Source organism: Levilactobacillus cerevisiae (assembly GCF_003946245.1).
Taxonomy (GTDB): domain Bacteria; phylum Bacillota; class Bacilli; order Lactobacillales; family Lactobacillaceae; genus Levilactobacillus; species Levilactobacillus cerevisiae.
Map to the genome: position 1 here is coordinate 14,107 of NZ_RHNN01000034.1, position 20,173 is coordinate 34,279.

General features: G+C 50.2%; 20 protein-coding genes and 1 pseudogene. 4 read left to right on the plus strand and 17 right to left on the minus strand.

Features of this window, described 5'->3' with window-relative positions; genetic code table 11:
• Positions 1 to 118: 118 nt before the first annotated feature.
• From secE to EKM99_RS13675, 11 genes are all read right to left on the minus strand, one after another.
• Positions 119 to 295, minus strand: a complete 177-nt coding sequence (gene secE / locus EKM99_RS13625) for a preprotein translocase subunit SecE (RefSeq protein ID WP_125583947.1) — start codon at positions 293 to 295, stop codon at positions 119 to 121.
• 46 nt (positions 296 to 341) lie between these two features.
• Positions 342 to 491: a 50S ribosomal protein L33 gene (rpmG, locus tag EKM99_RS13630; RefSeq protein ID WP_125583948.1), complete on the minus strand. Its 150-nt coding sequence runs from the start codon at positions 489 to 491 to the stop codon at positions 342 to 344.
• A gap of 74 nt (positions 492 to 565) precedes the next feature.
• The gene (locus tag EKM99_RS13635; protein ID WP_125583949.1) at positions 566 to 1,135 is read right to left on the minus strand and encodes a competence protein ComX; all 570 of its coding nucleotides are present in this window, start codon (positions 1,133 to 1,135) and stop codon (positions 566 to 568) included.
• A 383-nt stretch (positions 1,136 to 1,518) separates the two neighbouring features.
• A complete protein-coding gene (locus EKM99_RS13640; RefSeq protein ID WP_125583950.1) occupies positions 1,519 to 2,067 on the minus strand; it encodes an NYN domain-containing protein in 549 nt (182 codons plus the stop codon).
• A 30-nt stretch (positions 2,068 to 2,097) separates the two neighbouring features.
• Positions 2,098 to 2,865: a 23S rRNA (guanosine(2251)-2'-O)-methyltransferase RlmB gene (gene rlmB / locus EKM99_RS13645; protein ID WP_125583951.1), complete on the minus strand. Its 768-nt coding sequence runs from the start codon at positions 2,863 to 2,865 to the stop codon at positions 2,098 to 2,100.
• Positions 2,865 to 3,275 (minus strand): Mini-ribonuclease 3, encoded by a 411-nt coding sequence (locus EKM99_RS13650; protein WP_125583952.1) that lies wholly within the window; start codon positions 3,273 to 3,275, stop codon positions 2,865 to 2,867. Before EKM99_RS13650 ends, rlmB begins: the two co-directional genes overlap by 1 nt.
• Positions 3,275 to 4,687 (minus strand): cysteine--tRNA ligase, encoded by a 1,413-nt coding sequence (cysS, locus tag EKM99_RS13655; RefSeq protein ID WP_125583953.1) that lies wholly within the window; start codon positions 4,685 to 4,687, stop codon positions 3,275 to 3,277. Before cysS ends, EKM99_RS13650 begins: the two co-directional genes overlap by 1 nt.
• A 285-nt stretch (positions 4,688 to 4,972) precedes the next feature.
• The gene (gltX, locus tag EKM99_RS13660; RefSeq protein WP_125583954.1) at positions 4,973 to 6,463 is read right to left on the minus strand and encodes a glutamate--tRNA ligase; all 1,491 of its coding nucleotides are present in this window, start codon (positions 6,461 to 6,463) and stop codon (positions 4,973 to 4,975) included.
• A 154-nt stretch (positions 6,464 to 6,617) separates the two neighbouring features.
• A complete protein-coding gene (locus tag EKM99_RS13665; protein WP_125583955.1) occupies positions 6,618 to 7,793 on the minus strand; it encodes a PIN/TRAM domain-containing protein in 1,176 nt (391 codons plus the stop codon).
• 31 nt (positions 7,794 to 7,824) lie between these two features.
• On the minus strand, positions 7,825 to 9,207 hold the full coding sequence (gene radA, locus EKM99_RS13670; RefSeq protein WP_125583956.1) for a DNA repair protein RadA: 1,383 nt from the start codon (positions 9,205 to 9,207) through the stop codon (positions 7,825 to 7,827).
• A 92-nt stretch (positions 9,208 to 9,299) separates the two neighbouring features.
• Positions 9,300 to 9,839, minus strand: coding sequence for a dCTP deaminase/dUTPase family protein (locus EKM99_RS13675; protein ID WP_125583957.1), 540 nt, complete (start codon positions 9,837 to 9,839; stop codon positions 9,300 to 9,302).
• 387 nt (positions 9,840 to 10,226) lie between these two features.
• Between EKM99_RS13675 and EKM99_RS13680 the strand changes: the two genes are divergently transcribed.
• From EKM99_RS13680 to EKM99_RS13695, 4 genes are all read left to right on the plus strand, one after another.
• Positions 10,227 to 10,571, plus strand: coding sequence for an acetyltransferase (locus tag EKM99_RS13680; protein ID WP_125583958.1), 345 nt, complete (start codon positions 10,227 to 10,229; stop codon positions 10,569 to 10,571).
• Between the two features lie 5 nt (positions 10,572 to 10,576).
• The gene (rpiA, locus tag EKM99_RS13685; RefSeq protein ID WP_125583959.1) at positions 10,577 to 11,263 is read left to right on the plus strand and encodes a ribose-5-phosphate isomerase RpiA; all 687 of its coding nucleotides are present in this window, start codon (positions 10,577 to 10,579) and stop codon (positions 11,261 to 11,263) included.
• Positions 11,264 to 11,494: 231 nt separating this feature from the next.
• Positions 11,495 to 12,301: an aldo/keto reductase gene (locus EKM99_RS13690; RefSeq protein WP_125583960.1), complete on the plus strand. Its 807-nt coding sequence runs from the start codon at positions 11,495 to 11,497 to the stop codon at positions 12,299 to 12,301.
• A gap of 387 nt (positions 12,302 to 12,688) precedes the next feature.
• The gene (locus EKM99_RS13695; protein ID WP_125583961.1) at positions 12,689 to 14,023 is read left to right on the plus strand and encodes a C1 family peptidase; all 1,335 of its coding nucleotides are present in this window, start codon (positions 12,689 to 12,691) and stop codon (positions 14,021 to 14,023) included.
• A gap of 67 nt (positions 14,024 to 14,090) precedes the next feature.
• Here EKM99_RS13695 and EKM99_RS13700 read toward each other — a convergent pair whose 3' ends face one another.
• The 6 genes and pseudogenes from EKM99_RS13700 to EKM99_RS13725 all read right to left on the minus strand — a co-directional run.
• A complete protein-coding gene (locus tag EKM99_RS13700) occupies positions 14,091 to 14,396 on the minus strand; it encodes a hypothetical protein (protein WP_125583962.1) in 306 nt (101 codons plus the stop codon).
• 44 nt (positions 14,397 to 14,440) lie between these two features.
• Positions 14,441 to 15,700 carry a serine hydrolase domain-containing protein gene (locus EKM99_RS13705; protein WP_125583963.1) on the minus strand — a complete coding sequence of 420 codons (1,260 nt, stop codon included), beginning with the start codon at positions 15,698 to 15,700 and terminating at the stop codon, positions 14,441 to 14,443.
• 652 nt (positions 15,701 to 16,352) lie between these two features.
• On the minus strand, positions 16,353 to 17,582 hold the full coding sequence (locus tag EKM99_RS13710) for a serine hydrolase domain-containing protein (RefSeq protein ID WP_125583964.1): 1,230 nt from the start codon (positions 17,580 to 17,582) through the stop codon (positions 16,353 to 16,355).
• 264 nt (positions 17,583 to 17,846) lie between these two features.
• Complete coding sequence (locus EKM99_RS13715; RefSeq protein ID WP_125583965.1) at positions 17,847 to 18,518, minus strand: 2,3-bisphosphoglycerate-dependent phosphoglycerate mutase; 672 nt, start codon at positions 18,516 to 18,518, stop codon at positions 17,847 to 17,849.
• Between the two features lie 326 nt (positions 18,519 to 18,844).
• Positions 18,845 to 19,876 (minus strand): DMT family transporter, encoded by a 1,032-nt coding sequence (locus tag EKM99_RS13720; protein ID WP_125583966.1) that lies wholly within the window; start codon positions 19,874 to 19,876, stop codon positions 18,845 to 18,847.
• A gap of 40 nt (positions 19,877 to 19,916) precedes the next feature.
• A pseudogene (locus EKM99_RS13725) lies at positions 19,917 to 20,099 on the minus strand (AEC family transporter); the annotation flags it as partial.
• Between the last annotated feature and the right edge of the window lie 74 nt (positions 20,100 to 20,173).

Sequence of the window (20,173 nt, forward strand, 5' to 3'; positions counted from 1 at the left end):
GCACTCCTTTAATTTCATTGACTTTTTCGAGCAAAATAAAAAAACTCCGCGTACACGAAGTTCCCTGTTACCAACTAATATAGCATATTTTAAGTGATTTGACCACCGACAATTCCGATTAGGAAAGGAACTTTAAGCCGTATTGGACGACCCAGTCCACAACCGCAAAGAAAATTGCGAACAGAACTGAAATGCCAACAACAGTCCCAGTATCGTGACGGGTCTGCTTAACGCCGGGCCAAGAAACTTGTTTCATTTCGGCGCCGACCGATTTGAAGAAACGGAATAAACGCATGGTGTTGCCTCCCTAAAATTAGTGTTTGTCGTGATTATCAGTCAAATTAACGGGTTTCACGGTGTAGCGTGTGCTTCCCACAGTATTTACAAAACTTCATAACCTCTAGTCGTTGCGTACGTGTCGCACTTGCAGTGATGGTGTAATTCCGCGACCCGCAAACTGAACAAGCCAGGGCAATTTTCCGTTGAGCCATCTTTCCACCACCTTTGGTTCAATCCAATCTAACTCATACCGTAGTAGCTTACCATCCTTTCGCGCCGCCGTCAATCATTCAGCGAGGAGTTCTCTGAGCTTCGCCTGACTTCGTTGGGAAGCAGAACGTGCCTGATGGAAGCTAAGCTGATTTTGCTGACAGATTTTCTGGAGTGACTCTCCCTTTAAGATGCCACTAAAAACCGTGTGTTCAATCCCAGATAGGCGCGGCAATACTTCGTAGACGGCCTCCTTGGCCTCCAACTGTTCCCGTAATAGCCAATGTTGGTCGGGCACAGTGTCAGAAATGTACGCCGCCTCCGTCTCAATCGAAATCGCCGTCCGCGTCATTTGCCGCTTGAGGGCCTGTGACTGGCGGATTAGGTCAAATACCCGGTGCGCCAACTGTAAACGGTAGAACGCCCCAAAGCTCCGCAACCGATCCGTCTCAAATATCTGAACCGTGTGATACATTACCAACAGGGCTTCTTGCTCCCAGTCTGATTGCTCAAAACCGGGAATAAAGTACTGCTTCTGTAGCCGTTGTAAAACTGGTCGGTACCGTTCAAACAGGTCCAGTAAGTCGGGTGAATCCAGGTTGTGCGACAGTCGTTCAAGTAATACGGTATCTGACAGATCTGACACGGGTAACGCCTCCCCTTAAGTAGTTCCTTAAGTGTAGTGGAGCACCCCGTCGTGCCATAGCGAACGAGCGTTTTTCGCCACATTTATTCTGTTATGATTTCGTTTTCTCCCAACATCAATTAGTTAGAAATTGCCACCTGCGGCTGCGATTTTCTTCAACATAATATTGGCAGGAGCATCTCTGGCCGGCACGTTTGTTCACAGTCATTGGCTACTATCTCTACGGACATTAATGGTTCAGTTTTAACCTCAGTAGCGCACCATGATTCTTCCATATCTACATTGCTACAACTTGTGGCAGATGCCAGTCTTTACGTCGTGACGAATCGTGGGCAAAATTAAAAGCCCCAAGTAGTCGCTCGAGGCTCAATTTATAGACTCACTTAAGAATCATCATTCTTCTTTTTCGGCTTGGCCATCATTTGGTCGCGAAGCTTCTCCAGCTTGAATAACTGCTGGTCATCCCACGGGGACTTGCGCACGATACCGCGGTCCGCAAACTCACGGGCCGTCTGCTTCACTTCGTTTTGTGCCCGCTCAATGTCCGTCAACAGTTCGCCGGCTGGAATGCGCAAAGCTCCCTCCGAGAAAATGGTCCACTGCTCGGCCTGATCACTAGTCGCGACCGTCACCTGGGTGAAGCGCGTCTGGCGTTCCTTCGCAATTCTCTCTATATAACTGTCAGCCGTCTCGTCGCGATTCGTCCAGACGACTTCCAAATCAAATTGCTTGTAACTTTTCGAAATGCCGGGCACGTACATGGCATCAAAAACCACCGTGATTTTTGCGTCCCGTAGTTTTTTATAATTCGCCAACATGTTCAGCAGCTCGTCCCGCGCCTCTGGTAACCGGTCCGTGAGTTTCAGCCGGTTGAGTTTGGGCCAGTTGCCGATCATGTTATAGGCATCGACAATTAAAATGTCTTCTTTCATTAGACTTTCCCCTCGCTCATTGCCATTGGCTTAGTGTTGAACTGGATGCCGGGAGCTGAACCCTTGGTACATCAACAATCCAGCTGCGACACTGGCATTTAGACTTTGGACTTCCCCCACCATTGGGATCGTCAACATTTCATCGACGGTCTCCTTCAAGAGCCGGGAAATGCCCTTGCCTTCATTGCCAATAATCAGGGCACTAGCCCCTTTAGCATTCCAGTCGCGGTAATCGGTGCCGGCCATGTCGGTACCAAAGACCCAGACGCCACGCTCTTTGAGGTCATGGACGGTGTTCACCAGGTTCGTCACCCGGGCCACCGGGACCCGTTCAATCGCCCCGGTGGAGGTCTTGGCCACCACGGAAGTTAAACCAACTGCCCGGCGTTTTGGAATAATCACCCCGTGTACGCCACTCGCATCAGCGGTTCGTAAAATGGACCCCAAGTTGTGGGGGTCTTCCACGCCGTCCAAGATCAAGAAGAACGGTTCTTCATCGGCCTTCTTGGCGTTGGCAAAGAGGTCATCAATCGTGGCGTATTCAAACGCCGCCACGCCCAGGGCCACACCCTGGTGATTTTGATGATCGGTCAACAGGTCTAATTTTTGCTTAGGCACTTCAGAAATGACCAAATGGCGTTTCTTAGCCAACTGGCGAATTTCGTCAAGTGCTTCTGCCTTTAAACCGCTCTGGAGAAAGACCTTGTTGATGGTTTGTTGGCTCCGTAAGGCTGCGACGGCCGGGTGCCGGCCAATCACAAAGTCGCCACTGGTTTCGGTATTTGCTTGTTCTGTCATTATTCAGTCCGCCCCGCTTCCACTTGTTCAATGCACCACTGGCCGAGTTCGTCTACACGATCCTGCTTGCCACTTAAGGCCAGGTAACCCATGAGGGCTTCAAAACCGGTTGAGATTCGGTACGTCACGACGTCCGTGTTCTTCGCGTGGGTGTAGCTCTTCGCGTTACGTCCCCGTTTAAACATCGTCCACTCATCTTCACTCAGCAACTTGTCCTGTTCCATCAGGTCGATCAAAGCCGCCTGGGCCTTGGCCGACACGTAATGGGTCGCCTGCTTTTGCAAATGGTTGGGCTTGGTCAGGCCAGCCGCAATCAGGTGCCGGCGGATAATGACTTCATAGGAAGCATCCCCCATGTAAGCCAGTGCGACACCGTTTAATTGCTGATAATCTGCTTGTTCAGTTGTCATTAATTTTCCTTTCGCCAACGCGTCCCTTGGGGCGTGTCTTCCAAAATAATTCCTTGATTCTTCAATTGTTCGCGAATCTCATCGCTACGTTCAAAATTTCGGGACTGCCGGGCTGCCAAACGTTCGTCAATCAGCGCCTGAATCCCCTCGTCACCTAAGCTCGTGGCCTCTGCCAGTTTAACTCCGAAGACACTGAGCAACTCGGTTAAGGTCTTGCGCATAAATTCAAGCGTTCCACCAAACACCACGGGCCGTTCGGCGTAGACGTTGCCTAACCGCGAGAGTTCAAAGACTTCTGCCACACCATTTTGGACGTTAAAATCATCATCCATTGCATCAATGTAGTCCGCAACAATTTGACGGGTCTCTTGTTCCACCTTGGGATCATTGCCGGCTTCGGCGTCCTTCAGGCGGTAACCCATGTTGTTGTAAGCCGTCTGCAGGCGTTCCAGGTTCCGTTCAGCCGTATCCAGATTTTGCTGGGTATACTGAATGGGCCGGCGGTACTGTGTAGTTGCCATGAAGAACCGCAACGTTTGGGGATTCACGGTCTTTAAAATATCGTGCACGGTGACAAAATTACCGAGCGACTTGCTCATCTTTTCATCATCGTCACCAACCGTCACGAAGCCGTTGTGCAGCCAGTAGTGGACAAAGGTTTTGCCGGTCTTGGCTTCACTTTGGGCAATTTCATTTTGATGGTGTGGGAAGATCAGGTCTTCGCCACCACCATGAATATCAAAGGTATCACCTAAATAGTGGGTGGACATGACGGAACACTCAATGTGCCAGCCCGGCCGACCAGCGCCCCAAGGGGATGGCCAGGAGATTTCACCCGGCTTAGCGCCCTTCCAGAGGGCAAAGTCGACGGGATCTTCCTTACGCGCCGTCTCCTCATCGTTGGTGTGTTGCGAAGCGCCCTCTTCCAGGTCATCCAAGCGTAAATGAGCCAGCTCACCGTAGTGGGCAAATTTGTGCGCCCGGTAGTAAACGTCCCCATCAACGGGATAGGCATAGCCCTTGTCGATCAAGTCCTGAACAAATTCCACAATCTCAGTAATGTGATCGGTTGCCCGCGGGTTAACCGTTGCCGGCTCCACGTTCAAGGCCGCCGTATCTTCCTTAAAGGCCGCAATAAACTTATCGCCTAATTCAGGCACCGTAATGCCCTCCTTATGCGCTTCATTGATCATTTTATCGTCCACGTCAGTGAAGTTGGACACGTAAGTCACTTGATAGCCGCGGTATTCAAAGTACCGGCGAATTGTGTCAAAGGCAATGGCACTCCGCGCATTCCCAATATGAATGTAATTGTAAACGGTCGGGCCACACACGTACATGTTGACCACTCCCGGGGTAATCGGTTCGAATGTTTCTTTCTGGCGCGTCATGGTATTAAAAACTTTGAGCATGCCGAAGCTCCTTCCACATCATTAATTGAATTTAGTCCTAACCGTCTGGTCACGCGGAAGGACGACCGTCAAAACCACAGAAATTTCGCAGTTTCAACCCGTTGCCGTCCCCGTTTGTCGCGATGACTGGGCACTCACAGTGGTGTAGCACCCCGCCGGTATCGTTAAAATTCACAGCGAATCTTTAGGACCAAATGAGTTAGCTCCATTGTAGCATATTCAACCGATAACAAAGAAGCCGAATGAAGCGCCAATTGGCCCTCATTCGGCTTCTTTACCAAATCGTTAGCCTTCAAGTTGTGCTAAGGTCTGGTGAATGTGTTCTAAGGCGGTCTCCCGTCCAACTAATTCAATGGATTCTGGTAATTCTGGTCCGTGCATTTCGTGGGTCACGGCAATTCGGATTGGCATCCAAAGTTGACGGCCCTTAATGCCGGTCTTGGCTTGCACGGCCTTGATCACGTGGAAAATTTCTACGGAATCAAACAGGTCGAGCTTCTCAACTTGGGCAGCGAATTCCTTCAAAACGACCGGTGCCGTTTCGTTGTTGATTTCGTCCCAGGCGTCACCCGTTACTTGTTCGGGTTCTTCAAAGAAGACCGACGCCATGTCGTTGATTTGTGCCATGTAGCTCATTTGCCGCTTGTAGAGGTTAATTAACTGACGAGCCCATTCCAAAGTCAAGTGGTCGGGGTTAGCAGGCACGTTGCCCGCCTTGATCAATTGCTTCAAAGCCAAGTCCATGATTGTGCTGTCGTCAGCGTCCTTAACGTAACGGTTGTTCAGCCATTCCAGCTTGTCACTGTCAAAGGTGGCCGGTGATGAGCTCAAACGGGTTTCATCGTACATCTTGATGAACTGCTTGCGGTTAAAGATTTCGTCTTCACCCACTGGTGACCAGCCCAACAACAGAATGAAGTTGAACATGGCTTCTGGCAGGTAACCTAAGTCGCGGTATTGTTCGATAAACTGCAAGACAGATTCGTCACGCTTGGACAGCTTCTTACCGGTGTCCTTGCTGATGATCAGGCTCATGTGACCGAACTTTGGTGCTTCCCAGTTGAAGGCTTGGTAGATCATCAATTGTTTTGGCGTGTTAGCCACGTGGTCATCGCCCCGGAAGACGTGACTGATGGCCATCTTGTGGTCATCAACGACCACGGCAAAGTTGTAGGTTGGCATGCCATCACGCTTAGCGATGACAAAGTCCCCACCAATGCTATCAGAGTTAAAGGCCACGTGCCCCTTAACCATATCGTCCCATTCAAAGACTTCATCCTTGGGTACGCGGAACCGAATAACTGGTTTTAAGCCCTTGGCTTTGGCGTCGGCGATGGCAGCAGCCTTTTCGTCTTCGTCCATGCCAGCGTATTCGTATTCATAGTGAGGCATTTCTTTACGGGCTTTTTGGGCTTCCCGGTCGGCTTGTAATTCATCTTCCGTCCGGTATGATTCGTAAGCCTTATCTTCGTCCAACAATTGTTGAATGAGTGGTTGGTAAATGTCGCCCCGTTCTGATTGACGGTAAGGACCGTAATCGCCACCGACGTCAGGACCTTCGTCCCAATCCAAACCAAGCCACTTTAAGTTTTCCAATTGGCTCCGTTCACCGTCAGCGATGTTCCGTTTCGTATCCGTATCCTCGATCCGAATGATGAACTTACCCTTGTTGTGACGGGCAAATAAATAGTTGAAAATGGCCGTCCGGGCATTACCAATGTGCAAATGACCGGTTGGGCTCGGTGCGTACCGAACCCGAATTGAATTTTTCGCCAAAACGTTTACGCCTCTTTCTAAATTTTATTCCGTAAATTTGGATGATCCTCGTCATAGTTTTATGACGCAATGTTTTAATTCTACAATGCCGTTGCGGAAAAATAAAGGTGTAGACCTTAAATCCTTCCCAGAAATCTGAAATTGTCCCGTGAACCTAGGCCTTTTTCGGCGTCTTGGGACCACTAGGCGCCTTCTTGCCAGCATCGGCTTGTTCTTCGATGTTCTTGCTGGAATGTAATGGCTTGGCAAAGATCATTCGCCCAGCATCCGTTTGAATGGCACTGGTAACCACGACATCCAACTGCTTGTTAATGAAGTAACGACCATCTTCGACCACGACCATGGTGCCGTCATCGAGGTAGGCCACCCCTTGTTGCCGTTCCGTTCCGTTCTTCACAACCATCACGTGGAGGTTTTCCCCCGGGATGACGCGTGGCTTCAGGGCATTGGCCAAGGAGTTGATGTTTAAGACTTGCACATTTTGGAACTGAATGACCTTGTTCAGGTTGTAATCGTTGGTGACGATCACCCCGCCATTTTGCTTGGCCAACGCAATCAGCTTACTATCCACCTCAGGAATGTCTTCGAAGTCGCCTTCGTACATTTCAATCGGCATGATATGTTCATTTTGCAACTTGTTTAGGATATCCAATCCCCGGCGACCCCGAACCCGTTTGATAGAATCGCTAGAATCGGCGATGTACTGGAGTTCGTAGAGCACAAAGTTTGGTACCAGCAAGGTGCCTTCCAGGAAACCCGTCTTCGCCAAATCATAGATCCGCCCATCGATTAAGATGTTGGTATCCAGAATCTTGTAGTGGTGGAAATTAGGTTCGGTCTCCTTGTCCAAGACCTTCTTGTCGGCCTCTTCCTCAGCCTTCTTGCCCCGTGGTTGAAACAGCTTACGCCATTCCTCCAACCGAATCTTGCTGAGTCGCGCCCCGATACGGAAGCCAAAGTACCCAAAGAGTAGCATCAGGATCCACGGAATCACGGTGCCAATGAAGAATGACGGCACGTGAAACAGAAATTGAGAAATCAGCAAAGCTAAAGCCAAGCCCACAATCGTTAGGAGACTCCCAAAGATAATGGTCATCGGATTTTGCTTGTTCAGATACGTTTCAATTCGATTGATCAGTCGGAGAATCACGCCCGCGAAGAGTAAACCGAGAATGACGAAAATAATGGCACCGAGCAAAATATTCACGATAACGTTGTTGACCAACCGACTGGTCATACCCATCAGTAGCCAGAGGCGGGAGAAGTAAACCGCTCCCATGACGCCCCCTAAGATGGCAAAAATAATTAAAACAACCGTTTTTTTACGCATTTTTGTTCACCTCCTTTCAAGGTCCCTGCGACTAAACGCCGAGGGCTAATTTTAACGCCTGCCGTAACGTGGAAACACCCACGACGTCGATGCCTTTGGGTGGGGTCCAGCCTTGCAGGTTATTCTTAGGAACAAAAATCCGTTTGAAGCCCAGTTTCTTGGCTTCAGATACCCGGGATTCAATCCGGTTGACCCGGCGGATTTCACCGGTCAAGCCAACTTCACCGACAAAGCAGTCGGTCGGGGCCGTCGCTGTGTCGCGATAGCTCGAGGCAATCGACAGGGCAATCGCCAAGTCGATTGCGGGTTCGTCCAGTTTGACGCCCCCCGCAGCCTTCAAGAAAGCATCCTGGTTCTGGAGCATCAAGTTTGCCCGTTTTTCCAGGACGGCCATCAGTAAGGCGACCCGGTTGCGGTCCAAGCCACTCGACGTCCGCTGGGCGTTACCGAAGACGGATGGCGAGATCAAGGCCTGCACTTCAACCAAGATTGGCCGTGTCCCTTCCATGGACACAACGATGGCCGAGCCAGTCGCATCCTTCAGCCGTTCCTCCAGGAATATTTCTGACGGATTGGCCACCTCGTACAGGCCGCCTTCACGCATTTCAAAAATACCCAGTTCATTGGTCGAGCCAAAACGGTTCTTCACCGCCCGTAAGATCCGGTAGGTGTGGTGCAAATCCCCTTCAAAGTAGAGCACGGTATCCACCATGTGCTCCAAGATCTTCGGACCCGCAATCGCGCCACCCTTGGTCACGTGACCTACAACAAAGATGGTAATATTATTGGTCTTGGCAATCTGCATCAGCTCACCGGTAACGGCCCGAATCTGGGACACGGACCCAATCGCCGATTCAATCCCCGGCGCCTGCATGGTTTGCACGGAGTCAATCACCACGTAATCCGGCTGCATTTGTTCAATGTTAGCCCGAATGCTGACCATATCCGTTTCGGGATACAGGTAGAGGTTGTCGCTGTTCACGACCAACCGATCGGCCCGCATCTTAATCTGGGACGCACTTTCTTCCCCGGAAACGTACAGTACCTTGCCACCAGTCTCGCTCAGTTGCCCGGAAACTTGTAGCAGCAGCGTCGACTTCCCGATACCGGGATCCCCACCGATTAGGATCAGTGATCCGGCCACGATACCACCACCAAGAACTCGGTTCAGTTCTTCCATCTTGGTCTTGGTTCGTGTCTCGGAGGAATGCTTGATGTCCTTCATCAATTGGGGATGCGATTGTTCACTGCCGACCGCGGTCCGCGTAGACTGCGGCTTAGCCTTCGCAGCGGCTGGTGTCTCAACCTCTTCTACCATGGTATTCCACTCGCCACAGTTGGGGCAGCGCCCTAAGTAACGTGGTGAACTATAATCACAATTTTGACAAACATAAGTCGTTCTTGGTTTAGCCACGGAGATCCCCCTTTTTCTTGGTCTGAATACCTTCATTTTAGCATATCTAGCGGGCAATCCCCCACTAGTCTATCAACGGTAATTCTAAAGTTTTACTTACGGTCTGAGGACCCAAATCCACCGGTCCGTTGTTGCTGTGGCGCTTGCTCATCATCAGCCAGTAAATACGGCATGAATAGGCCCTGCGCGATTCGCTGGCCCTTCTTGATCACAACGTCTTTCAAGCCAAAATTCATCAGCTGGACGAAGATTTCACCCTCGTTTTTTTCATTGTTATAGTAGTCCGCATCGATGACCCCAATGCCGTTGGGTAGGATCAGATTGTGCTTCAACGGATTGCTGGAACGGTTGGCCAAGATGAGTACCTCGCCCGGCTGCATGTACGCCTTGATGCCCGTGGGCACCAGCCAAGGCTTGAGGTCACTTTGTCCGGCCAACACTTCTTCGGTCGTCAGCTCATCTTGATGTCGGAGGCGTTTGAAGGCGTGTAACAAATCGTGCCGCCAAATGGACGGTAACGTAAAGTCTGCGGCGCACTCAAAGTCGTACCCCGCTGCCTGTTTCGTGGTGCGGTGTGGTAAATTCAAGTCTTCATTGCCGTACTTACTAACAATTTCAAATCCACGTTGCATGTGAACACCCCTTCAATAATGTCTAAATCCCAACTAGCATGCCGGGTAACCGTGTTTCCTAACCACCAGTCCCAATAATCCGAACCTAGTAAAATTTTTCATACTATTATTAATTGGTTTATATCAGCCCGATTGACGCGTAACGCCAGCCGAATTTTATCGCAGACCGTGAGTCTTTAATTTTACCATTTACACCAGTATTCGCAACGATTATCTTCGGCCAATTTGCGTTCACAACCACCACCAATTCTAGTGTAAGCAACCTGCTGGCCCATTACCAGCGAATTTTGACTGTCGACCAATTTTTTTGCCGGTGAAAATGAGTTGACAATAACCGCCGGATAGACCAGAATTAAAAACAAGACTGGTCATGAAAGGAGTTTACCCATGACGATTACGGAACAACCCGGACAACTACAAGTGTTAAACGACACCCAACTGCTGGCAAGCCTGCACTACCTGTGCTTGAGCGAATCTAGTTGGGTGCTGGAACAAATCTTTGTCCGCCCATCACAGTCCGCCACCACGCTAGCTGACCAACTGATAAATCGTTTTACCCAACTGGCAATAGCGGCCAACGTGACGGTCAAATTACTGGATCCGTACGCCAAACGGTACTTCAGCCAGCACCCCGCCGAACAGCTCATCCTGGCAGTCAATCAGTTGCCCGTGACTGGAGACGCGGCGGTCACGCCAGTCGCCTTACACCTAAAACAGATAGAAGAGGAGTAGTTAAGATGGATCAAAACGCATTAAAAGCCCTTGTTGGCCAAGAAGCCGTTAAGTACGTTGAGGACGGCATGATTTTAGGAATCGGAACTGGGTCAACGGTCCGGTACATGATCGATGCCCTCGGCGAACGCGTCAAGAACGAAGGCATCAGTGTTGTGGGGGTCGCCACCTCAGACCGTTCCGCTAAGCAGGCCGAATCCTTGGGCATTACCATCAAGCAATTGGATGAAGTCGATCACCTCGACCTCACGATTGACGGTGCCGACGAAATCGACGACAACTTCCAAGGTATCAAGGGTGGCGGTGCCGCTCACCTCTGGGAAAAGATTGTGGCCATCAATTCCACCAAGAACATGTGGATCGTGGACGAAAGCAAAATGGTCCACCATCTTGGCAAGTTCCCCTTGCCACTCGAAGTCATTCCGTTCGGTTCCACTCATGTCTTGGAAAAATTAGACAAGATGGGCTTCAATCCCAGTTTCCGGATGCAAGAAGACGGCAGTCACGTCTTAACTGACTCCAAGAACTACATCATCGACCTCCACTTGGGCCGCATCGACCATCCCCACGAACTCGCCAACACGTTGAACGGCATCGTGGGCGTCGTGGAGCACGGTCTGTTCTTGGATACGGTCAACACGGTTATTGTGGGTCGCCAAGATGGTCCAGAAGTTTTGAACGCTCGCGATTAGTTTTATTTTTTGAAATAACTTTGAAGAACACCCACCTTTGCCATTACGGAATTGGCAGGTGTTCTTTTTATTTTGAACGGCTGCTTGGTCCCCTCCGCTTGCCGTTTCCGATTCTAATCCCCCCCCTCATTCACTGCTCGACAATCACCAGACAGGAATCTGACTGCGCGTTAGTGTATGATGGGATTAGACGTTTACCGCTTCAAAATATTTGAAAAATGAGGTAATGACATGGAAACGACACAGTTAAGCAACGGCGTGACAATCCCAATGTTAGGCTTTGGGACTTACTTAATTGACAGCAAGGACGTGCCGGCAGCTATCAAGACGGCTTTGGATGCTGGTTATCGGCATCTCGATTGCGCTCACATTTACGGCAACGAACCAGCCGTTGGTGCGGCCATCAAGGCTGCGGGCATCGACCGTTCGGACCTATTTATCACATCTAAAGTTTGGAACGCTGATCAAGGCTACGACAAAACGTTGGCCGCTTATGACCAGACGCTGGCTGACCTACAACTGGACTACCTGGATCTCTACTTGATTCACTGGCCAAACGAAAAGAACTTCGACTTGACGCTGGATACTTGGCGCGCCCTCGAAACCCTGTACCAACAAAAGAAGGTCCGGGCGATTGGGGTGTCCAACTTCTCCCAAGATCAACTGGAACAGGTCTTTGCCATGGCGACGGTTAAGCCGATGGTCAACCAAATTGAACGCCACCCGTACAAGGTGCAAGCCGACTTAGGCAAATTCAACACGGACAATGGCATCATCAATGAAGGCTACTCGCCAATCGGCCACGGTCACTTGATTCTCGAAGACCCCGTCATTTCAAAATTGGCTGACAAATACGGTAAGTCCCCGGCCCAAATCGTTCTGCGGTGGCAGCTCGATACCGGCTTCGTGGTCTTTCCCAAGTCCTCTAAGCCAGCGCGGGTGCGCGAAAACTTTGAGATTTCTGGCTTTCACTTAACCGCTGAGGAGATTGCTGAAATTAATGGCTTGGATCAAGACAAGCATTTGAACTACGATTAAACGCGATTGCTGGTCAAAATGAAATAGTGTTCGTTAGCTGAGATTCTAAGGACCTCGGCTAACGTCGAATAGGGCTTCCCGGTGTCGTTGGCACCCTGGGAAGCCTTATTTATTTAACGAACTTTTACTTTCGTTTCAACCGCCGAATCAGCCACACAATCCCCCCCCACAACAGCAATCCAAAACGCAAAGACCACTAAGTAGAACAGACTATCGCCAACATTAAGTACCCCATGCACTTGCTAACCCCCCTCCGCCAATTTTTCAGCCAATTGTACACTAGGCACTCCCTTACCGGTACCACATTTTTTACCAACTTCATCAATCCTATACAAATAATGAGAAAATTGGAGTACAATGAGAGAATACGATAGGAGAGTGACGTCATTGAGTAAAGAAATCACAGCGGATCAAACCGCTCGTTATCAACAAGCTTTAGCTACTGACCCCACCGCGAAGGTTTTAGAACGCGCCGTCAGCCATCAAGGAATCTTAGCCACTTCTGCCGATTACGCCTCAGAAACCGACATGACCCCCGTGTTCTCCATTGATTTGGACACCGGGAAAGTTGCGAACCAAAAGCAAAGTGGTCGTTGCTGGATGTTTGCCGCACTGAACACCATGCGTCATCACTTAGCAGAACAATTTAACTTGAGTGACTTTGAATTATCTCAGAACTACACCAACTTCTGGGACAAATTTGAAAAAGCCAACTACTTCTACGAAAACGTCTTGGCCACCGCTGACCAACCAACGTCTAGTCGTAAGGTCGCCTTCTTAATGGCCACCCCACAACAAGACGGTGGGCAATGGGACATGCTGTGTGCCATCATTCAAAAATATGGGATCGTGCCCAAGTCCGTGATGCCTGAAACTTACAACAGTTCCAAGTCTAACGAACTCAACGGGACGTTGAACTTAAAGCTCCGTAAAGACGCCGTTACCTTGCGCAAATTAGTTGCCGACAAGGCCAGTGACGCTGAAATTGCAGCCACTAAGGACAAGATGCTCGGCGAAGTTTATCGCTTACTAAGCTTCTCCCTCGGCGAACCCGCAACTGAATTTGACTTTGAATACCGCGACGATGACAAGCAATACCACATCGACAAGGGCTTGACGCCAAAGACTTTCTTTGACAAGTACGTCAACTGGGACTTAACTGATTTCGTCTCAATCATCAATGCCCCTACTGACGACAAGCCATACAACCACACCTACACGGTTGAAATGCTGGGTAACGTGGTCAACGGCCGTCAAGTGAAGCATTTAAACGTCACGATGGCAGACTTCAAGCAACTCGCCATCAAGCAGTTGCAAGCCGGCCAATCCGTTTGGTTCGGTTGTGATGTCGGTCAATCATCCGAACGGCAAAAGGGGATCATGGACACCAAGTTCTACGACAAGGATGCCCTCTTCAACATTGATTTCGCAACGACCAAGGCAGAACGCCTGGACTACGGCGAAAGCATGATGACCCACGCGATGGTCTTGACCGGTGTTGACTTAGTCGACGGCCAACCAACCAAGTGGAAAGTTGAAAACTCTTGGGGCGAAAAGGTCGGCACGAAGGGGTACTTCGTGATGAGCGACGCCTGGATGGACGAATACTGCTACCAAGTCGTTGTAAACAAAGAATTCTTACCAGCCAACTTGAAGCAGATCCAAGAAACTGAGGAACCAACTGTTTTGGCCCCTTGGGATCCAATGGGCGCTTTAGCTTAAGAGATTTGAACTAATTTGATCATCAAAGCGGGACCCTGACAACTACGCCAGGGTCCCGCTTTTTCGCTCACTTTTTATGTTGTTCCTCCTGTTGGCGTCGGGCCACCTGCCGCTGATAACCGTCAATAATCAGCATCAAATCAATCAACAGGAACATCCCTCCCAAGAACAGGTTGAACGTCACGTACGCCATTTGGACCGCTGAAAATGCCAAGATTGGCGTCAACTGCCACCACATGCTATTGAGCACCGGATAACGACGTTGCCATTTTCTCTGGACTAGCGGCACGACAATCACGGCCAACACCACCATGAGCACCAGCGATACCGTGTAGAGTGTCCCTAAACTGTGGTCCACCCGAATTTCAGTCATTTGCCCATCTCCTTCTACTGGCAGCCACCAACCTCAGTTATTGCCTAGCTGAGACTACTTGCCGCTAACACGCTCTTAAACGTGGACTTCGCAATATTTTCCGTCGACCAGGTCGGCCACATCGCGTGCTTGTAGAAGTCGTTTGACATGAAGACGACCCCGGTCTTGCCATCGGTGCTCACGATAAAGGTATCCTCGTAAAAGTTACCGACCCCGTGACCATAATACCCGAGTTGATCCAAATGATACATCCCCCCGGTATACTTCGCCGTCGTGCTGCCCTTCTCAAGCAACGTATCCGCATTCGTCGCCGTCTTGTACCGACTGCCCTGCACGATAGCACGGACGGTCTGAAAGACGTTACCCGGGCTCATTGTCGCGTTCCCCGTGCCTAACCGGGAACTGACATCTTTGGCTGCCGGCGTCTGCGGATCCGTGTAAACGCTGGGCGTGGTACTCTTATATCCCATGGACAGCGCACTGGTTTGATTTCGTAACTGAACAAAGCTGGTACTGTTCAGGTTCAGCGGCGTCACAATTTTTTGGTAGAACTGATTGTAGTACGACTTGTGGTTGACCTGATTTAAAATGGCCGCCAACATGACGTAACAGATTGGTTGGTAGTCGAATTGCCCGACCTTGCTGGTGTCCACGCTAACGTGCTGCTGGGCGTACTGGTAAACTTGCCGCTCGCCTAGTTCCGTGTTCGGCTTCATTTCACCCACCAAGCCGGCTTCCATGTTGAGCATCTGGCGGATGGTGACAGTTTTGCTATTCTTGATTTTGGGGTAATACTGGGACAGTTTGTCCGTCAGCTTCAATTTCCCCTGTTCGATGGCCTGCATGACCAGCATCCCCGTCATCGATTTCTGCAGCGAATTAATCAGGTACTGGGTAGTTGGCGCATTCTTCTGTTTCTTGGCCACGTTGGCCCAGCCGAATGATTGCTGGTAGACTACCTGATTATTCTTGACAACCAAGGCTGTTCCAGAGAACTTCTTGGCCTTTAATTCACTGGTCAACTTGGCCGTAAACGTCGGATTGGCAGTTCCCACCGTGCGATCAAAGCTAGTCGTCTGTTGGTTACGTTGTTGCGCACTGGTCTTGGCATTTTGATCAATCAGCTGATTGGTCTGACTCGCCGTGGTCGGTGTCGTCGCTTCCTTCTTTTGGTTGCTGACCTGAACCCACTGCACACCACCAATGATGCCCAACACCACCAGCACCCCTAACACACCCCACCGTCCCCAGTGATGGTGTTTGGGCGCTGTGGCCTGTCGTTGCTCCCGTAATTCCTGTCTCATGATTTGAACCCCGTCTACTTTCTGTCGTCAGTTACTTCTGATTATACGGAACTCTAAGCGAATTACAAATCCCAACAGTCGGCCCTTGGCCGTTTTAGCCGTGGCGCCCCCTGGTTCAAACAGTTAAGCTTTTCCGGCAAAATGCAGATAGGCCGGTGCCCTTCCCCGAAATTATTCAGCCGGTGAATGCCTTCGCTGCAAAATTAGACACTCCCAAAGGATAAGATGCTAAGTCGTCGGCCACAGTGCCTAAACCTGTTGGCTTCCCGTTCGCTAAATTTAGGCCTGCATAGACTGACTAATAACTGTAGACAAACGTTGACAGTTCAGCGATTGTCACGGCAATGTCATGTTGAAGAACAATTATAACCGGAGGAGGACAGAGATGGAGGCAGCTGTGTCGACGACGTTAGCTGAGCGATCTTCTCAGGTTACGTCGTGGGACGCGTTTGGAGACTGTCGGTGTTGGACAGGCTTCAAACCGAGCTGGAGGACCGCCTCTCAGGCCGCAGGCGGTCCCCACAGTCGCCGGAATCTCTGGCAGCCGCAGGTGGTAAATTCACTCATTACTATTCAACTCTGCTAAAGTACTTTCTTCAGTTGCAAAAAAACTGCTTGCCAGCCCCGTTAAGGAACCACAAGCAGTTTCGCGTTACTTGGGTGCTTTTGCTTTGTTGATTTGCTTAAAGGTGCTCATGCCCAGCGCTTCGGTTGACCAGGCCGGGAACATCGTCTTCTTTTCAAAATTGTTGGACAACAGGATGACAGCGTTCTTACCATTCTTGCTGATAACAAACGTGCTCTCGTAGTCGTCGCCCATCCCGTGGCCGTAGTACCCGAGCTTCTCAAATTGATACATCCCACCGGCGTAATGCATTGCCACGCCATCTTCGTGCAGGACTTTGGCCCCGGCCCACGTCGTCATCAGCGAACCCTGAACAATGGCCCGTTCCGACCGGTAGACGTCACCAGTACTCATCGTCGCGTTACCCGTTGCAATTTGAATCGCCATGCTGGCCGCTGAAGGCTTATGCGGCGCGCTGTAATCTCCCGGCGTACTCCCGGCGTAACCAGTGGTCATGCCCTTGGTTGTCGATCGCAGTTGAGTAAAACTCGTGTGATTCAGATTCAGCGGCGTAACCAATTGTTGATAAAACAGATCGTAGTAAGAATCGTGCGTGACCTGATGCAAAATACCGGCCAACAACGTGAAACAGATTTGTTGATAATCAAAGTGATTGATCTTGCTGGTATCAATCTGAGCATTTTGACTGACGTACTGGTACGCCTCATTTTCCGTTAGCGTTCGCCCAGGCTTTAGCTCGCCAGTGATACCGGCCTCCATGTTCAACATTTGTCGAATCGTGACCTTATCACTGTTCTTGATACCCGGATAGTATTGGCTTAGCCGGTCGGTCAGTTGTAGTTGACCAGCCTGAACCGCCTTCATCACTAGCATCCCGGTCATTGATTTTTGAACAGAGTTAATCATGAACTGCGAAGTCACCGTATTCTTCTTGTTTTTCTTCGCGTTCGCCATACCAAAGGCCCGCTGGTAGACAACCTTGTTGTTCTTCACCACTAGCGCAGACCCCACGAACTTTTTATCTTTTAATTCGCGGGTAAACTTGGCGCTAAATTTTGGCGTTGCTTGCCCCTTATTAACACGATCAAAGGCCGTCTTAGTCTTGTCCCGGTGCTGCTTACTGGCTGCGGCATCCTTAGCCAACGTGTCGTGCGTCTGTTGTGCATGGAGATGGTTACTCGTCGCAACTTCATGCTTATCCTGTTGATCAATTTGGTGCATCCCAAATACAACCCCACCGATCCCCAAGATAATAATCAGTAGTACCGCCCAATGGCGTAGGTTTCGTGTATTCAATTTTCTCTCTCCCCCAATTAATTAGGTCCCACTCTTTAAATCGCTAACCGTAGCTCAAGTTTGCTCAATCGCTATCCCCCGCGACGAACCCACTTTGTATCTGAAACCTGTGACAAAGGCAGCTGATTCCGCTTAAAACTGATAGCTATCCATCCTTTGTCCCACTCTCACCATTAGCAATCCTAACTCTGATTATACGAAAAAGTCGGCTAAAGACAATCATTGTCTCTGCCGACTTCGTTAACTTATTATTTACTTTAAAAACTAGAGGACTTGCTTGGCCAAAACGTGCAACCGGTCATCGAAATCATAGCGAATTGGTTCGCCGTTCGCAACTTCAACCTTACTAATATCTGCATCAGCCACATGGTCCAAGTATTTAATCAATGCGCGTAATGTACTCCCGTGCGCGACCACCAGCTGATTATGGCCGTCTAACAGCCGGGGGGCAATCTCATCCGTCCAGTACGGCAACAACCGGTGATAGGCCATCTCTAGACTCTCACCGCGGGGCTCAACGTGGGCACCAAATTGATCGTACCGACGATCCTGGCTCACGTGCTTCAGGAGGGGGGGCACGGTTTCAAAGCTCCGCCGCCAAATCTTGATCTGCTGCTCGCCAACGCGTTCCTGAACCGCTGCCTTATTCTTTCCCCGTAAGGCCCCATAGTGGCGTTCATTGAGCCGCCAGGACTTGTATTCGGGAATGTAGAGCTGATCGATGGCTTCTAACACCAGGTTAGAGGTCACGATTGCCCGCTGCAGCATGGACGTGTGGAGCGCTTGAAACTGGATGCCCGTTGCGGCCACCAGTTGACCAGCGACGACGGCCTGCTCCCGTCCCTTGGCCGTTAGGGGCACGTCACTCCACCCGGTGAAAATATTGTCTCGATTCGCGACACTTTCCCCGTGCCGTAAGATGACCAGCGTTGCCATTGACCATGCTCCCTTTCTCTCCTATCAATTCTTGGTGTCCATTTTAACCCATTCACCCGCAAGTCACACGAGTAAACAGAATTGGCACCAATCGTAATCATACCATAGGTCGCCCTTATTTTTGACCTCTTTGTGTTATTTTTCACTTATTTATTTTCTGATATTACGTAGAATAGCCGGCTTACTGGCTAGCAACTTTAGGCTGACGTGAAGTCCGCCAGCCGCTTCGCCAGTTCATTTTCAACCGCTAAACCATGTCACCCGGTAACCAAAAAGGCATCCCGCCAGAAGACCCGCGGAACACCCCAGTTTAAGTGTATTTTCAATTAGTCAGCTGAAGATTCTGAGTGCGCGGCCAACTTGGCGGCCACCGTCTCGTCGGCTTCTTGGAAATCGCTGGCGTCTTCCTCTGCCAAAGCAGATTCGCGCGCCTTGACCCGGTTCCCCATGAAGGTAATGACCGACCCCATCAGGATAATCACAATCCCGATAATGGTGTTGGTCAAAATCCGTTCGTGAATCAGCAGTGCGGCCATGATGGGTGCCAGGCCTGGTTTAATGAAGAAGACCAGGGATGCCGTGGAGACGTCGGAACGTTCCATCGCCAAGAAGTAAAAGGCAAACCCACCACCGGTCACACACACACCGATGAAGAACAGCAGCCAGAAGTACTGCATACTGATATTTTGCAAGATGGGCATGGCCGCAAATTGACGCGTCCAGCTTGTTTGACGCAGCCCACCAGCAACGGCGGGAATGTGGGTAATCATCATGATCACGAACAATTCCAATGACCCGGCCAAAAAGGTGAAGCAGGTCATGACGATGCCGTTAAAGTGATGGCGCACGGAACCCCACCGCGACACGATGCTGTACAGGCCAAAGGTTAAGGCGGATGCAATCGCTAAGGTCAAGCCAACTGGATTTGTCAGATGAGCGGGGTTCACAATGACCACCAGCCCAACGATTGACACGATAACGGCAATCAAGTTCGCTCGACCTAACCGTTCGTGGAGAATTAAGTATGAAAAGATTAAGGCAAAGACGGGGTTGCAGCTAAACAGCACAGCGACCGTCGAAGCTTCGTCAACGCTAATGGCTAACTGGTACAGCGTCATACTAATGATGACACAGACCAGGCCCGTCAGGAAAAATAACGCCCAGTCGGACCGGTTCAGGCGGTGACTCTGTTGATGTAGCGCGCGTAACGCGATGGGTAACAGAATCAGCCCCCCGATAAAGAACCGAATCAGGTTAAGCTGGATGGGATTAAACGCATTTCCAGCCGCCTTCAGGGCAATTTCCATAGAACTAAACATTAACGTTGAAAATGCGATGTACAATAGTGTTTTTCTCAAAACGAAAAAAGGTTCCTCCTTAGAAGTCAAACGGCATCAGTCAGGCAACGTGTTGCACGATCACCATCAAAATCGGAATCACCACTAAACTTAGGAGGGTCGTTTCGGTTACCATGATGGCCGCGTAATCAGCATCCGCGCGGTAGAGCTTCGCTACCACCGGCGCGTTGGTCATTACGGGCATCGCTGCTTGCAAAATAAAGACTTGTTTCATAAGAATGGGTCTCTGTCAAATCGTATTGGTGGAGATTTTGAACGGCACATTCACTTCGGTGAATGTGCTTTTTGTTTACTCAT

Excerpts from the sequence above, each read along its gene's own strand:
- secE (WP_125583947.1), bottom strand. The coding sequence starts at position 295 with ATGCGTTTATTCCGTTTCTTCAAATCGGTCGGCGCCGAAATGAAACAA.
- rlmB (WP_125583951.1), bottom strand. The coding sequence starts at position 2,865 with ATGACAGAACAAGCAAATACCGAAACCAGTGGCGACTTTGTGATTGGC.
- EKM99_RS13690 (WP_125583960.1), top strand. The coding sequence starts at position 11,495 with ATGGAAACGACACAGTTAAGCAACGGCGTGACAATCCCAATGTTAGGC.
- EKM99_RS13715 (WP_125583965.1), bottom strand. The coding sequence starts at position 18,518 with ATGGCAACGCTGGTCATCTTACGGCACGGGGAAAGTGTCGCGAATCGA.
- EKM99_RS13650 (WP_125583952.1), bottom strand. The coding sequence starts at position 3,275 with ATGACAACTGAACAAGCAGATTATCAGCAATTAAACGGTGTCGCACTG.
- EKM99_RS13700 (WP_125583962.1), bottom strand. The coding sequence starts at position 14,396 with ATGACTGAAATTCGGGTGGACCACAGTTTAGGGACACTCTACACGGTA.
- rpiA (WP_125583959.1), top strand. The coding sequence starts at position 10,577 with ATGGATCAAAACGCATTAAAAGCCCTTGTTGGCCAAGAAGCCGTTAAG.
- rpmG (WP_125583948.1), bottom strand. The coding sequence starts at position 491 with ATGGCTCAACGGAAAATTGCCCTGGCTTGTTCAGTTTGCGGGTCGCGG.
- EKM99_RS13665 (WP_125583955.1), bottom strand. The coding sequence starts at position 7,793 with ATGCGTAAAAAAACGGTTGTTTTAATTATTTTTGCCATCTTAGGGGGC.
- cysS (WP_125583953.1), bottom strand. The coding sequence starts at position 4,687 with ATGCTCAAAGTTTTTAATACCATGACGCGCCAGAAAGAAACATTCGAA.
- EKM99_RS13680 (WP_125583958.1), top strand. The coding sequence starts at position 10,227 with ATGACGATTACGGAACAACCCGGACAACTACAAGTGTTAAACGACACC.
- EKM99_RS13675 (WP_125583957.1), bottom strand. The coding sequence starts at position 9,839 with ATGCAACGTGGATTTGAAATTGTTAGTAAGTACGGCAATGAAGACTTG.
- EKM99_RS13640 (WP_125583950.1), bottom strand. The coding sequence starts at position 2,067 with ATGAAAGAAGACATTTTAATTGTCGATGCCTATAACATGATCGGCAAC.
- EKM99_RS13705 (WP_125583963.1), bottom strand. The coding sequence starts at position 15,700 with ATGAGACAGGAATTACGGGAGCAACGACAGGCCACAGCGCCCAAACAC.